The following is a 15,059-nucleotide window of genomic DNA, read 5'->3' on the forward strand; positions in this document are numbered from 1 at the left end:
TTAAGTCAATATACATGGGATAATATACTTTTTATTAAAAATTGAGTGGAAAACACCGAAGATACAGCCCCTGTATATAATCTCCTCATAATATGGGACTACGAATGTGGCTATTATAAATGCTATAAAACTAATATGGGAAGGTCCATAATGATATAAATTATCCCTGTAAAGATAAACATTATACTGAACCAGCAAAATGACAAACAACACAACAATAGAAAATTTTATTGAAGTTAAATCTCTACTTGGGTGTAATTTAAAACCATCCAACTTCCTTAAGTAAAAAATATACAAGAAAAATGCAATTGAAAATTCCGCAATAAACAATAAGAAAAATGACACATCGAGAGTAAGATAGCGGAGGGTTATGGATGGCGATAACGTAATTATTATTGAGATAACAGACGCAATAAAAAGAACAATTACGTTTTTCTTACTATAAATGAATGGATAGACATGCCTAAAGATTATCATGTTCAACCTATTATTAATTCATATTTTATATAAGAATCAACAAATATGGCTATGATATCGTAATCATTTTTTGATATCATGCACTTTAACTTCAGTGAACATTTGTAATGATTCCATTCTGCAACACAACAATTTTTATCGGAGTGTACTTTATTTATTTTTAAACCTATTCATCAAGTTAACGCCCCATCGAGTTACTGCTATTAATACAATCAACGCAATAAGAAACCTTGATATAATCCCTGGCCGTGATACTTCGTCAAACTCAAGAACTTCAGCGTATTTCAAAAGGGTAAATGCGATAATGAAAAAAAATAAGTAAATTAGGAAATTTAAAAATTGCTTCATGCTTAACCCGATACTTGTGATTACATTAACTTTATCAAAAATAATAGCTCATCATGACTACTTCGAATAATCATTAAATATCGAAACACCTAGAATAACATTCAGTTATAATGAGCTTTTAAATTATTATCACACAAACTCAAATTACTTACCAACGGCATTGTCCGGGGCCGTTGTAATTATTACTTTTATCTTTACTACCACGATCTGAAAAACTATCTTTTGTGCACTGGCCAGCTATAGCTCCACCAATTACCCCAGCGGTCATACCCACTGGCCCCCCAGGAGAGCCGGCGATTAGACCACCGATGATTCCTGCGCCGCATGAGTCAACGCCCTTGTAAATAGAGCCATTGTTTCCTTTTGAATTACCAGGTTTAGAGCTGGTGTTACGACTACCGGCACCTTCATAATTACCGCTTCCATTGCCGCCACTTACTAATGCTATCTCATTAAGGCTTAATGCTCTTATATTCGACATAAATCATCTCCATTTAATTTAGTTTTGCATTTTGTGCTAAAAAAATATCTTACATTACTTAATGTAAAGAAAGTGTATTTATGTAAGCAAATGTAAATAAGCTATTGAACTTCGTAAACCGTAGCTCCATTTGGGAGCAGTTCAGCTCCTGCATGGGCAGGCCTATAACACGAAATCGACCTGGAGGTACGGTAATGTTCAGGCATCTTTTCTGACGTCCAGCGCGCAATCACTTCTGCGTCGTAACAGATTTTACAGCCATGGCGCATCGCTTCGTTACGGACGTGCCAGAGTGTTTCGGCTTCTTCGGGCCTGGCTTTTCTTGGCATTACATACTCCTTTATGGATAAATCTGAATAACAAAAGCACGACCAACTGGAATGTGATATTGATGAAATATCAGAACCCAAACAAATGATAACGCTCAAATATGGAGATCACCGGATGACGATACCCACGCTTACGACAGAACGCTTATTACTTAAACCCCTTGTTGCCGCCGATGCCGTCCAGATCCAGCAACGCTATCCGCGCTGGGAAATTGTCCGCTATATGGTGGCTTCAGTCCCCTGGCCCTACCCGGAAAACGGTGCAGAAAATTATGTTAACAACGTTGCACTACCCGATATGGCCAAAGGGATTGCGTGGTTCTGGACGATTCGCCGTCGCGAAGCGCCTGACGAACTGATGGGGTTGATTTGCCTGTATGACGTGGAGGACAACAACCGGGGCTTCTGGCTCGCACCGGAATTTCAGGGCCAGGGATATATGCGCGAGGCGAGTATTGCGGCCACGGATTACTGGTTCAATACGCTCAATAAACCGGTGTTACGCGCGCCGAAAGCGGCGGCCAACAGCCGCTCCCGACGAATTTCAGACAGCAGCGGCATGCGGCTCATCAGGACGGAGAAGAAAGCCTATGTCAGCGGCCTGCTGGATTCGGAGCTGTGGGAAATCACCCGCGATGAGTGGAATGCCCGTCAGGTCAGCTGATAATGCTTATCCGGCATCAGTCTTTCAGGGATGTTCTCTTCATCGTTCATCTGCAACAGATCGCGCTCCATCATGTTGCAGATGGCGTCCAGCGGCAAATCGTTATCTTCTGTCCCAAACGGATCTTCCAGCTCTTCCGCCAGCGTGTCCAGCGAGATAAAAGTGTACGAAATCAGCGCAGAGACAAAGGGCGTCATGTAATGCAGATCCACAACCAGCGCAAACGGCAGCATGATGCAGAACAGATACACCGTCCGGTGCAGGATCAGCGTATAGGCAAACGGGACTGGCGTATTGGCGATACGCTCACAGCCAGCCAGCACGATGGACATATCATTCAGGCGGTTGTTGAGGCTGTGAAACAGAATGTCTGAAAGGTGCCCGCTACGCCGCCGTACGGCCAGCCACTCCCCCATGATCAGCAGGATACGGTTCGCCGGCGAGTTGGCGTCCATCACTTTGCTTAAATCGTCTGGAGCCAGATAGCGGGACAGCTGATCGGCATTGGTTTCTCTACGAAGGGTCATACGCAGACAGTTAGCAAACGCGATTTGCAGGCGGACAAACTCTCCAAGATGTTTATCATCCGGCAAGGTGTTTTTTACCTCGCGAAACAGCGAGCGCGCCGCTATCATCAACTGCCCCCAAAGCAGACGTGCCTCAACGTAGCGCGAATAACAGGCGTTATTACGGAATCCCAGGAAGATGGCGATAGCCACACCCAGAATGCTGAACGGCGCGACGGTAAACCGAATGCCCAGCGAGGTATACCACGGCAGCATGACAATCACGGCGATGGAAAGCAGGAAGTTAAGCAGCAGTCGGGTATAAATTTTGGGGAGTACCGAACCATGCCAGACAAAAATCAGTTGCAGCCAGTGCTGTTGAGGTCGAACAATCATAATCAGCTTCAGATAAGTAAAGAGCGCGGCTATTAAACGTGATCCCCCTCACGGTTGCAAGCTTGTTACTAATTCATTGCATTTTCTGACCTGCAAAGCTTTACGCGCACGGTGCTGCATGTGCTTTTTAAAAAAAGAGCACATAGTATGTTGTAACTAAATAGGGTCTGTAAAAAACCCGGCAAACGCCGGGCATCATGATTAGCAGAGCGGTTTCACCGCATCGCGCATGCCTTTGCTTAAAATCGCATCCAGATCCTGCGCAACCTGTTCTACCAGTCCGTTCACCTGAGTCAGATCCTGCTCCCAGTGCTCGCTCACGCTTAACACCGACGATACCAGCTCACGGGTAGTGACCTGTTTGTCGTGATGTTGCGTCCACAACTGCTGGTAACGTTCAAGCCAGTGCGCATCGTCCTGCACCGGATAAGGCTCACCGTTGCGTTCGGCGCGGTAGAACGCAATCAGCGCCGCCAGGGCAAAGGTCAGGCGTGCTGGCAGTTTGCCGGTCGCCTTCTGCCCTGCCAGCAGTTGCGGCAGAATGCGGGTGCGGTACTTGGTCATCCCGTTCAGGGCAATCGACAGCAGCTGATGCTTAATGTACGGATTACGGAAACGCCCCGTTACGGCACTGGCGAAGGAGTGCAGCTCGTCGCGCGGCAGATCAAGGACCGGAATAATCTCCTCATAAATAGCCTTCTCTACGAACGCGCAAATTTCCGCGTCGTTCATGGCTTCCCCTACCGTATCCAGGCCGGCCTGAAAAGCGACCGGAACCAGCGCCGTGTGCGCGCCGTTGAGGATCGCCACCTTACGCTCTTTATACGGTTTGATATCGTCAACAATCAGGACGTTGAGTGGGTATTTATCCAGGCGCAGTTCAGCTGCAAGTGATTTCGGCCCCTGAATAACAAACAGATAGAAATGTTCCGCCGTGTCGAGGAAGCTGTCGTGATAGCCCAGCCCGGCTTCCAGCTCTGCCACCTCATCACGCGGATAGCCGGTAACAATGCGGTCAACCAGCGTCGAACAGAAAGTATTAGCATCATTCAGCCACGCAATGAATGCCGCCGGCAGCGCCCACTCCTGTGCATAGCGCAGCACCAGTTCACGCAGGGCATCGCCGTTGTAGTCGATGAGTTCGCAAGGAATGATAATCCAGCCTTTATCCGCTGCCCCGTTAAAGTGGGTAAAACGCTCGAACAGCAGACGCGTCAGTTTGGCCGGATAGCTGACAGCTGGCGCATCGTCAAACTTATCCCCCGCGTGATAGCTGATCCCCGCCTCCGTGGTATTGGAGAAGACAAACCGCATGTCCGGGTTATGGGCGAGCTTCAGAAATTCATCGTACTGGCTGTAGACGCTGATTTCACGATTCACGGAACGAATAAGACGCGCATCGCTTACCGCATCCCCCTGCTCATTCAGACCGCGAATAATCGTTGTATACAGACCATCCTGGGTGCTCAGGGACGGCGGAAAATCGCTCTGGATCGGCCGCACAATCACCACACCGGCATTGAGATTGGTATGCTCGTTTAAGAGGTCGATTTGCCAGTCAACGAACGCGCGCAGGAAGTTACCTTCGCCAAACTGGATGATACGTTCAGGATAGCGCGCACCGGGGAAATCACGACGGTTGAGTGTGTTCACAATGGAGGTCCTTTATGATTAGTCATACAGCCTGATAAGATTGGTGTGATAACTTATCAAAACTTCAGGACCATAACCCCTGTCTGGATCAACTCAGGATGCGATGGTGAAAAATAATCACAGAAATTTATAGAACACCGAGGTCGCCGTCATGTCCCCGTTCGGCATCAGGGCGTAGCGTGGGATCTCCCCCGCCTTTTGCCAGCCTGCTCTCTGGTAAAACGTCTCCGCGCCGCTGCCGGTTGAGGTATCAAGCACCAGTACCGTAAGCGCTTTTTCACGTGCAACCGCCTCCAGGGCTTCCATCAGCGCCATTGCCGCCCCTTTACGGCGCGCGTTCTCATGAACCAGCAGTTTCGCAACATCTGCACGGTGCGGCTGGTTTTCAGGCTGATCGGTGATCAGCTGGACCGTGCCAATCAGCCCCTGCTCCTCATCGAAACAGCCCAATACAGTGCGCTCGTCGCGCCCGACGCTGTCAGCGACGCTGAGCCAGAAGGTTTGGGCTTTCCCGGCAGAAAAAGGCAGCATAAAGCTGACGGAGGCGCCGCCGTTGACACAGTTGACGAGAATATCGTTCAGGGCATCGATGTGGGTGAGGATGTCCTGCCGGGAGAGAGGTTTAATCAGCATGGGAGAGTACATTGCGCGTCCTTAGGTTGAATCTCTCCACTTTGCTATTAACATTTTTGTAACGCAATAAGTGATGACATAGGATTTCGTTATGTCATTTCTCGCCGTGGTGTTGCCGCTTCATGGCGTACATTTGCGCATCCGCGTGTTTTAGCCATGCCTGCATATCGTTGCGGTGATGATCGAACTCGCTCAGCCCCCAGGAGAACTGTAACGACCAGGGATGCAGCTGACGCGCGTTATACTTTTCCGTTTGTTCCACGAGATACTGCATGGCGATCCAGGCGCCAGGCTCATCGGTATCCGCAAACAGCACCGCGAACTCATCTCCCCCGAAACGTACCAGCAGATCGGCCTCGCGGAACGAGGAACGCATCAGGGCGGCCATCGCTTTCAGAGCTTTGTCCCCCTCCTGATGTCCGAAGCGATCGTTAATGGTTTTGAAATGGTCCAGATCCAGCCAGCCAAGGGTTAAGGGTTCTGCCCGACGCTGCGAAACCGACAGTGCAAACTGCGCAAACTGGTTAAACCCGCGACGGTTAAACAGCCCCGTGAGTTCATCGGTTGTGGCCGCGCTAACGGCCGCAAATTCATCCTCTGCCAGCGCGCTGAGATCGGCCAGTACGGCGGCATCCGCCGCGGTAAACTCACGAGGCGCGTAATCAATGAGACACAACGATCCCACGCACGCCCCGTCACGTAAACGCAGCGGGAAACCGGCGTAAAAGCGCACGCCCGGATCTCCCACCACCTGCGGATTATCCGCAAAGCGTTCGTCCAGCAGCGTGTCACTCACCACCAGCGGCGCGTCACCCAGGATCGTATGACCACAAAACGAGAGATCGCGAGGCTGGGTGGCAGGTACCTGGCCGTCGGCAGACTTCACGATCGCGGCGTGGTCATCCACCAGCGTAATCATCGCCAGCGGCACCCTGAAAAAGCGTGTTGCCAGCCGCGTAAGACGATCAAACGCGGGGTAATTGTCGATCTCAAGCAGACCGGACTCGCGCAGAGCATTCATACGCTCCGCTTCATTCACGGGAATTTGAGGTGCCTTCATAACGTCTCCTGACGCTGAGCATTAGTAAAAGCGTAGCTTAAACAGAGACATTGTCAGTTCAGGAGGCACGATTTACCTCTATGACCAGCCAATGATGGATTACGTTGACGATATACTGTTGTTGCTGCGCACTCAGCGGCACGCCCTGCGGGATAGCGTGCCACTTAGCCAGACAGCCCCGACAGCAGGTTGCCGTGGCATGCTGGGCGATAAAAACCGGATGGCCGCGCATCGGCGTCTGCTTACCGTCATTCACCGGGTGTGCAGGCGCCAGCCGCGCGGCGACAAAATCGGCGGCATGCTTATCGATAGTCTCCGCGCCCTTATCCCAGCAGTATTGCCGCTCTTTCGTCCCTAAATGAAATCGTGAACGGAACGTGGAGCGAGCCAGGCGCGCGAACAGAGGATCTAACGTGGACATCAGTATACGGACCGTCCAAGGCGTTTGGTCAGCTGTTCCAGCGCCGCCACGCCCGCCAGTGAATTTCCGGTCTCGTCCAGTTCCGGGCTCCAGACGGCAATCGCCATCTCGTGAGGGACAATCGCCACGACCCCACCGCCAACGCCGGATTTAGCCGGCAGCCCCACGCGCCAGGCAAACTCCCCGGCATTCTGATACATTCCGCTGGTTGCCATTAAGGCGTTGATCTGCCGGGCCTGCATCGGGGAGACAACGTCCTCGCCCAGATGCGGGGCATGGCCCTGATGCGCCAGAAACAGAAAAGTCTGCGCCAGTTCGACGCAGTTCATCTTCAGCGCGCAGTAATGAAAATAGTTTTGCAGCACCGTGGCGACGTCATTATGAAAGTTGCCGAAGGACTTCATCAGCCAGGCGATGGCGGCGTTACGTGCAGAGTGTTCAAACTCAGAGCGCGCTACCACCGGATCGTAGGCGATGTCCTGCACGCCGGAAAGCTGCCGCACAATCTGGAGCATCCGCTGGCGCGGCGCGCTCAGCCGGCTTTGCAGCATATCGCACACCACCAGCGCCCCGGCGTTAATAAACGGGTTACGCGGCTTACCCTGTTCGATTTCCAGCTGGAGAAGGGAGTTGAACGGCTGACCGGACGGATCTTTGCCCACCCGCTGCCAGATCTCCTGCTCGTCATACTGGCGCATGGCGGCAACGAGGCTAAGCACTTTTGAGATCGACTGAATCGAAAAGCGCTCAAGCGCGTCTCCCGCCTGAAAACGCTGACCGTCGACAGTACAAATGGCGATACCGAGCTTATTACCGCTGATCGAAGCCAGAGCGGGAATGTAATCGGCAACCTTACCCTGCCCCAGTAACGGACGAACCTGCGCCAGAATCTCGTCCAGCATCTCATTATGGATGACCGCAGCCACACTTTGCTCCTTGCCCTCAGGCTAAAACGGGCTGCGAGTATAACAGAGGCTGATACGTCACGTCAGGCAGGGAGACGAAAACGCGAGACGGCCTGCAACAAAAGATCGGACTGCTGATGCAGGCGCTCAGAGGCATTTGACGCTTCGCTAACCAGCACATCTGTCCGACGCGATACCTGATTCAGCGCCTGAAGCTGACGGGTCATCTGATGAATGCTGTCCCCCTGATTCAGGGTGGCCAGCGAAATATCATTCAGCAGGCTGCTCAGATTCGCCACCAGCCCGGTGACCTGTTGCAAATTCTCTTCCAGACGGTTTACCACCTGAGAACCTTCTTCAATGCCCTGTAGCGAGTGGTTAATTAGCGCCTGGATGGTTTGCGTAGAGTGACTGCTTTTTCTGGCCAACAGCCCCACTTCCCGGGCAACCACAGCAAATCCGCGCCCCTGCTCTCCTGCATGGGCGGCTTCAATGGCAGCATTGAGGGCGAGAATGTTGGTCTGAAACGCCACGCTGTCGATCATCGCGACGATCCCGCGCATCTCTGAGGATCGGTCGACGATCGTCTGCATCGAGCCATTCACCGCTGACATCATTTGCTCCCCATCAGCGGCAGCCTGTCGGGCTTCATCCGCGCGCGAGCGGGCGAGTTTTGCATAACCCGTGTTCCCCTCAACGTGGGTTTCGAGATCGGCGATGTGTGCGGTCACCTCCTCCAGCTCTTTGGCCTGTCGCGTAGACTGCTGATAAAGCTTCTGATTCCCCTGCGCAAGCGATCCGATATTTTCAACCATGGAGGTAGTGGCCTCGCTGACCTGGGTCACCAGTTGCTGGAGCCCGCGCTGCATGGCGGTAATACTGCCGCTGAGCTGGCTGATTTCACGGTTAAAGCGCACAACGTCAGGCGGCGTGCCTGACAAATCCCCTGCCGCAAGCTGGTTAATCTGGATAATCAGACGGCGTAGCGGGGATATCACCCACTTCGCCATTCCGAACCAGACGGCTATGGCAATGGCCAGTAGCACCAGCGGCGCAAACAGGAACAGCCGTTGCAGACCTGAGAGTTGTTCCATGAGCGACTGACGCCCCTGTATCGTCTGCTTCTCACTCCGTTGCTGATAGCGTGCGAAATTGTCATTAAAATCGGTCTGAAACGCCTGGGCGGGTACGGCGAAAAAGAGGTCGATGCTGTTGGTTTTCACCAGCCCCTCTGCCTGCTCCCGGATGGCGTCGAAAAACAGCTGATAGCTGTTAACCAGCCCGTCGTCTTTCGGCGGGTTAAGCGCGAGCCAGGCCTGCCATGCCTGCTGTGACGCCGCCAGGGATTTTTGCGCCTCGTCCATCAGGCTATGCCAGCTCCCTTCCGAGCCAGTCTCCTTGTCCTGCATAAAGTACACGCCGGAGCGGTTGAGCAGATCGCTGGCCGCCAGCAGAGAAATTCGGGCCTGATCCAGCCTGCTCTGCTGCTGCCAGGCCAGCTGATTGCGCTGTTCGTTACGCTGGGCTTCATTCAGGGAGGCGGTCAGCAGGAAGGAGGAAGAGAGTTGCAGGGCGGAGAAAAGGCCAATGATACAAAAGATGCCGGTCAGCAGGCCAAACTGACGAGGGATAAAGCGCGGCGCAAGACGACTAAAAATTTGCGTTAGGTTCATAATTTTCTTCTGTAACAATACGTTAGACGCGAGCGAGTCTACGAAACGAAAATGACAGAACCATTACGCAAAAATGACAGGAAACGTGAATTGCCGGGTAGCGGCCTGGCCTTACCCGGCAACAAGACTAGACGCGATCCTTCCACACCGTCTGCACATTACAGAACTCATGCAGGCCGAAATGAGAAAGCTCTCGCCCGAAGCCGCTCTTCTTCACCCCGCCAAACGCGACGCGCGCATCGCTGGCGCTGTAGCCGTTGATAAAGATCCCGCCGCACTCCAGCTCGCGCGCAAAGGTTTCAGCCAGCGCATCGTTCTCGGTAAAGACCGTCGCCGATAAGCCAAAATCGCTGTCGTTAGCCAGCTGCAATGCGTGCGCCGCATCGTTCGCGATGGTAATTGCCGCCACCGGACCAAACAGCTCCTGACGAAAGGCCGTCATCTGTGGGGTGACGCCGCCGAGTACGGTTGGGGCATAATAGTTACCGGTCCCGGACATCTTCTCTCCGCCCAGCAGCAGGGTCGCCCCTTCCGCCAGCGTAGCCTGCACCTGCTGATGCAGTTCATCGCGAAGATCAAATCGCGCCATCGGGCCAATATAGTTATCTTCCTCATCCGGTGCGCCCATCTTCAGCGCCTTGACCGCGTCAACAAAGCGTTGGGTAAAGGCGTCCGCCACGCCCGCTTCCACAATAAAGCGTTTTGCCGCCGCACAAACCTGCCCGGTATTCTGATAACGTCCGGCCACCGCCGCGTTGACGGCCAGATCCAGATCGGCATCGTTCAGAACGATAAACGGATCGGAGCCGCCCAGCTCCAGCACACATTTCTTCAACGCCGCGCCCGCCTGCGCGCCAATTGCCGCACCAGCCCGAACGCTGCCGGTTACGGTCACCGCCGCGATACGACGATCGTTAATCGCCTGGCTGACGCCGTCATTCGTCGCGTTCACCCAGCCAAAGACCCCCTCCGGGAAACCGGCATCCGCGAATACCTTCCCGATCAGCTCCGCCGAGCCGAGCACATTAGGCGCATGTTTAAGCAGATAGCTGTTCCCTGCCAGCAGGATCGGCACCGCACCGCGCAGCACCTGCCAGAGCGGGAAGTTCCACGGCATCACCGCCAGAACGGGCCCAAGCGGACGGTACTCAATCACCGCATTTTCGACCTGGGTAGATTCCGGGTGCAGCATCGCCGGGCCGTGTTCAGCGTACCAGTCGCAAAGGCTGGCAGACTTAGCCACCTCCGCACGCGCCTGCATAATGGGCTTGCCCATCTCCCGGGAGATAGTCTGCGCCATCTCTTCCGCACGACTACGCAGCGCCGCACCCAGATCGCGAAGTTTTTGCGCCCGGTGCGCCACGCTTTCGCGTCGCCACTGACGAAAACCGGTATCCGCCTGCGCAATGGCACGCTCAACGTCATGGGACGTTGCCCACGGGTAAGCAGCCAGCGTTTCGCCGGTAGCCGGGTTGACAGAGTGGGCATGGGTAGCAGATGAATAGGTCATGATGTTCTCCACATAATAACAGTTGATTGATTGTGGCCTACTCTGCTATTTCTTAAAAATGAATAATACTCACCACCTTATTCACAATACGAGAACGGTATGGACTTAACTCAGCTTGAGATGTTTAACGCCGTCGCACTGACCGGCAGCATTACCCAGGCGGCGCAGAAGGTACACCGGGTGCCGTCAAACCTCACCACCCGCATCCGACAGCTAGAAGCGGATCTCGGCGTGGAACTGTTTATTCGCGAGAATCAGCGCCTGCGGCTTTCCCCCGCCGGGCACAATTTTTTGCGCTACAGCAAGCAGATCCTGGCGCTGGTTGACGAAGCGCGAATGGTCGTCGCCGGGGATGAACCGCAGGGATTATTCTCGCTCGGCGCGCTGGAAAGTACCGCCGCCGTGCGCATTCCGGAAAGTCTGGCGCGGTTTAACCAGCGCTATCCGCGCATTCAGTTTGCGTTGTCCACCGGACCTTCCGGTACGATGATTGACGGCGTGCTTGAGGGGACGCTCAGCGCCGCCTTTGTCGACGGGCCGCTCTCGCACCCGGAACTGGAAGGGATGCCGGTTTACCGGGAAGAGATGATGCTGGTCACCCCTGCGGGTCACGCAGAAGTATCAAAAGCCACGCAGGTGAGCGGCAGCGACGTGTATGCCTTTCGCGCCAACTGTTCTTACCGGCGTCATCTGGAGAGCTGGTTCCATGCCGACCGCGTCACGCCGGGAAGGATCCATGAGATGGAGTCCTATCACGGGATGCTCGCCTGCGTGATTGCCGGGGCAGGCATTGCGCTGATGCCCCGCTCCATGCTGGAGAGCATGCCGGGCCATCATCAGGTGGCGGCGTGGCCGCTGGCGGAAAACTGGCGCTGGCTCACCACCTGGCTGGTGTGGCGACGCGGGGCGATGACCCGCCAGCTTGAGGCGTTTATCGCGCTGCTGAACGAGCGTCAGCCACCAGCGCCCAGTTGTTAATGATGAACGTAGTCCTGGAGTCGAAGGAAAATTTTTCCCTTCATATACAGCGTGGCCTGCCCGCCAATCAGCACGCGGTCGCCTTTCAGCTCGCAGCGCAGATCCCCGCCGCGCAAGGAGACCTGGCGGGCCGACATCTGCGTTTTACCAAGCTTTTCGCTCCAGTACGGGATCAGCATGCTGTGAGCTGATCCCGTCACCGGATCTTCCGGCACCCCTTCCCCCGGGCAGAAGAAGCGGCTGACGAAATCATACTCATCCCCCGGCGCCGTAACGCAGACCATTTTCTCCAGCGGGAGCATAGCCGCGATATCCGGCGTCAGCGCTTCCACCTGCCGCTGGCTGTCGAGCACCACCATGTAGTCACGCCCCACACGCACCTCGTCTGCTGCGTTAATGCCCAGCGCGCTGAACAGCACTGCGGGTGGAGTATCAACAACCTCGGTTGACCACGCCGGGAAATTAAGCGTCAGCCAGTCGCCGCTGCGTTGTACCGTCAGATCGCCGACAAAGCGCGTGGTGAAGGTGATTTCCGTATGCGGATAATCCAGGTATTCGAAAATAACGTGAGAAGCCGCGAGGGTTGCGTGGCCGCAGAGGTTAATTTCATCCTGCGTGGTAAACCAGCGCAGTTCAAACCCGTTATCCGTTCGGACAAAGAACGCCGTCTCTGACTGATTATGCTGCTTCGCCATCTTCAGCAGCGTCTCATCCGGCAGCCACGCTTCCAGCGGACACACCGCCGCCGCATTGCCGCCGAACGCCCTGTCGCTGAAGGCATCTACCAGATAAAAATCAATTTCCTGCATCGTTTGTTCCTCTTAGATTTATTCAGCGCAGAAATACTGTGCCCTTCAGATACAGCGCCGCCTGCCCGCCCATCCGCACGCGGTCGCCCTTGAGTTCGCAGCGTACGTCGCCACCACGGGCAGAAACCTGGCGGGCAAACATCTGTGTTTTGCCAAGCCGTTCACTCCAGTACGGGATCAGCATGGTGTGCGCGGAGCCGGTGACAGGATCTTCCGGCACGGCCACGCCTGGCGAGAAGAAACGGCTGACAAAGTCGTATTCCCCCTCGTCCCGGGCAGTGACGGCCACTTTATGCTCGCCCGGCGTCATGGCGGAGAAATCCGGATTAAGGGCTTCAACCTGCTCTCGGCTTTCCAGTACCAGCACCCAGGCGCGGCCTTTTCGCGCCTCGACGTAGTGGCTGATACCGAGTGCGGTGAGTATCTCCGGTGGCGGCGTCTGTGCCTGCGTCGGGCAGGCCGGGAAGTCCAGCGTCATCCAGTCACCTTCACGACTGACGGTCAGGCGACCAGAGGCGGTGTCAAAATGAAGGCGTGAGTCCGGATAATCCAGTTCGTGAAACAGTGCATACGCCGCGGCAAGCGTCGCGTGACCACAGAGATTAACCTCGGTGAGCGTGGTGAACCATCGCAACTCGATCCCCCCTTTGGCACACACAAAAAACGCGGTTTCTGACTGGTTATGCTGTTGTGCCATCCGCAGTAACGTCTCATCCGGTAGCCATGCGTCGAGCGGGCACACCACCGCCGGGTTGCCGCCAAAGGAGGACGCGCTGAACGCATCTACCAGATAAAAATCAATCTCCTGCATCGTGTTACCGCCTGTTTTTGTTGTGTTGTTCTTTATCTTCGATGAAAACAACCCCGTTCGCTACCGCTGCATGAAGGTAAATTTTGTGATTCACATCACATAACGGTTGAGTTTTCGCCGTTTAAGGCTTTAAGATCGTCTCCTCATCTTTCAGGCAACGAATCCCAGATATCCCTATGACAACACACACGGTTTCCCGCAGAGTCGCGTGGCTACGCGTGGTCACGCTCGCCATCGCCGCGTTTATTTTCAACACCACGGAATTTGTTCCGGTTGGGCTGTTGTCCGACATCGCCGCCAGCTTCCATATGGAAACGGCACAGGTTGGCATTATGCTGACCATCTATGCATGGGTGGTGGCGCTGATGTCGCTGCCGTTTATGCTGCTGACCAGCCAGATGGAACGTCGTAAGCTGCTTATTGGGCTGTTTGTGGTGTTCATTGCCAGCCATGTGCTGTCATTTATGGCATGGAACTTTACCGTGCTGGTCATCAGCCGCGTCGGCATCGCGTTTGCCCATGCCGTTTTCTGGTCGATCACCGCGTCCCTCGCCATTCGTCTGGCTCCGGCGGGAAAACGCGCCCAGGCGCTGAGCCTGATTGCCACCGGAACGGCGCTGGCGATGGTGTTAGGCCTGCCGATCGGGCGCATTGTGGGACAATACTTCGGCTGGCGCACCACCTTCTTTGCCATCGGCATGGGGGCGCTGATCACCCTGGTGTGTCTGATCAAACTGCTGCCAAAACTGCCCAGCGAACACTCCGGCTCGCTGAAAAGTCTGCCGCTGCTGATGCGTCGACCGGCGCTGATGAGCATCTATCTGCTGACCGTGATTGTGGTGACCGCCCATTACACGGCCTACAGCTATATTGAGCCGTTTGTTCAGGTTGTGGCGGGCTTTAGCGCTAACTTTGCCACCGTTCTGCTGCTGATCCTGGGCGGCGCGGGGATTATCGGCAGCATCCTGTTCGGGAAGCTGGGCAATAAGCACGCGTCTGCGCTGGTAAGCAGTGCGATTGGTCTGCTGCTGGCATGCCTGCTGTTACTGATGCCTGCGGCAGGCAGCGAGAGTCATCTGGCGATCCTCAGTCTGTTCTGGGGCGTGGCAATCATGATTATTGGTCTGGGAATGCAGGTCAAAGTGCTGGCCCTGGCCCCGGACGCCACGGACGTAGCGATGTCGCTCTTCTCCGGGATTTTTAATCTGGGGATTGGCGCCGGTGCGCTGGTGGGAAATCAGATCAGCCTGCATGTATCGATGTCGGCCATTGGTTATCTCGGGGCGATTCCGGCGCTGATCGCGCTGATCTGGTCGGTGCTTATCTTCCGTAAATGGCCGGTCGCGATGGAAGAACAGTCCAGCCACGGTTGACGTTTGTTATGCCGGGTGGCGGCTTCGCCTTA

14 protein-coding genes are annotated in these 15,059 nt (G+C 54.5%); 3 read left to right on the top strand and 11 right to left on the bottom strand.

Annotated features, from left to right (window positions below; all coding sequences use genetic code 11):
* Positions 1-973: 973 nt before the first annotated feature.
* Positions 974-1,306 carry a hypothetical protein gene (locus tag INF61_RS20040; protein WP_071524110.1) on the bottom strand — a complete coding sequence of 111 codons (333 nt, stop codon included), beginning with the start codon at positions 1,304-1,306 and terminating at the stop codon, positions 974-976.
* A 444-nt stretch (positions 1,307-1,750) separates the two neighbouring features.
* Here INF61_RS20040 and INF61_RS20045 point away from each other — a divergent pair, with 444 nt between their 5' ends.
* A complete protein-coding gene (locus INF61_RS20045; protein WP_023303733.1) occupies positions 1,751-2,299 on the top strand; it encodes a GNAT family N-acetyltransferase in 549 nt (182 codons plus the stop codon).
* Here INF61_RS20045 and INF61_RS20050 read toward each other — a convergent pair.
* The 8 genes from INF61_RS20050 to sad form a co-directional block, all read right to left on the bottom strand.
* Entirely contained in the window at positions 2,287-3,201 is a 915-nt protein-coding gene (locus tag INF61_RS20050; RefSeq protein WP_193548048.1) for a bestrophin family protein, read from the bottom strand. The two genes, INF61_RS20045 and INF61_RS20050, sit on opposite strands and share 13 nt — an antisense overlap.
* 201 nt (positions 3,202-3,402) lie before the next feature.
* Positions 3,403-4,854, bottom strand: coding sequence for a tagaturonate reductase (locus tag INF61_RS20055; protein ID WP_193548049.1), 1,452 nt, complete (start codon positions 4,852-4,854; stop codon positions 3,403-3,405).
* 117 nt (positions 4,855-4,971) lie between these two features.
* Positions 4,972-5,499: a GNAT family N-acetyltransferase gene (locus INF61_RS20060; RefSeq protein WP_193548050.1), complete on the bottom strand. Its 528-nt coding sequence runs from the start codon at positions 5,497-5,499 to the stop codon at positions 4,972-4,974.
* Positions 5,500-5,581: 82 nt separating this feature from the next.
* A complete protein-coding gene (locus tag INF61_RS20065; protein ID WP_023296617.1) occupies positions 5,582-6,547 on the bottom strand; it encodes a sensor domain-containing diguanylate cyclase in 966 nt (321 codons plus the stop codon).
* Positions 6,548-6,605: 58 nt separating this feature from the next.
* Positions 6,606-6,968 carry a DUF4186 domain-containing protein gene (locus tag INF61_RS20070; protein WP_003857163.1) on the bottom strand — a complete coding sequence of 121 codons (363 nt, stop codon included), beginning with the start codon at positions 6,966-6,968 and terminating at the stop codon, positions 6,606-6,608.
* Entirely contained in the window at positions 6,968-7,894 is a 927-nt protein-coding gene (gene glsB / locus INF61_RS20075; protein ID WP_003857165.1) for a glutaminase B, read from the bottom strand. Before glsB ends, INF61_RS20070 begins: the two co-directional genes overlap by 1 nt.
* Positions 7,895-7,956: 62 nt before the next feature.
* On the bottom strand, positions 7,957-9,546 hold the full coding sequence (locus INF61_RS20080) for a methyl-accepting chemotaxis protein (RefSeq protein ID WP_193548051.1): 1,590 nt from the start codon (positions 9,544-9,546) through the stop codon (positions 7,957-7,959).
* A gap of 127 nt (positions 9,547-9,673) precedes the next feature.
* On the bottom strand, positions 9,674-11,056 hold the full coding sequence (gene sad, locus INF61_RS20085; RefSeq protein ID WP_032669892.1) for a succinate-semialdehyde dehydrogenase: 1,383 nt from the start codon (positions 11,054-11,056) through the stop codon (positions 9,674-9,676).
* 99 nt (positions 11,057-11,155) lie between these two features.
* Between sad and INF61_RS20090 the strand changes: the two genes are divergently transcribed.
* On the top strand, positions 11,156-12,034 hold the full coding sequence (locus INF61_RS20090) for a LysR family transcriptional regulator (RefSeq protein WP_017382364.1): 879 nt from the start codon (positions 11,156-11,158) through the stop codon (positions 12,032-12,034).
* On the opposite strand, the gene INF61_RS20095 is transcribed toward INF61_RS20090, so the two are convergent.
* On the bottom strand, positions 12,031-12,843 hold the full coding sequence (locus tag INF61_RS20095; protein ID WP_193548052.1) for a PhzF family phenazine biosynthesis protein: 813 nt from the start codon (positions 12,841-12,843) through the stop codon (positions 12,031-12,033). The two genes, INF61_RS20090 and INF61_RS20095, sit on opposite strands and share 4 nt — an antisense overlap.
* A gap of 22 nt (positions 12,844-12,865) precedes the next feature.
* Positions 12,866-13,654, bottom strand: coding sequence for a PhzF family phenazine biosynthesis protein (locus INF61_RS20100; protein WP_126765919.1), 789 nt, complete (start codon positions 13,652-13,654; stop codon positions 12,866-12,868).
* A 176-nt stretch (positions 13,655-13,830) separates the two neighbouring features.
* Here INF61_RS20100 and INF61_RS20105 point away from each other — a divergent pair, with 176 nt between their 5' ends.
* Positions 13,831-15,027, top strand: a complete 1,197-nt coding sequence (locus INF61_RS20105) for a sugar transporter (protein WP_023296611.1) — start codon at positions 13,831-13,833, stop codon at positions 15,025-15,027.
* Positions 15,028-15,059 lie beyond the last annotated feature (32 nt).

It is taken from the genome of Enterobacter cloacae complex sp. P18RS, assembly GCF_014982105.1.
GTDB lineage: Bacteria > Pseudomonadota > Gammaproteobacteria > Enterobacterales > Enterobacteriaceae > Enterobacter > Enterobacter hormaechei_C.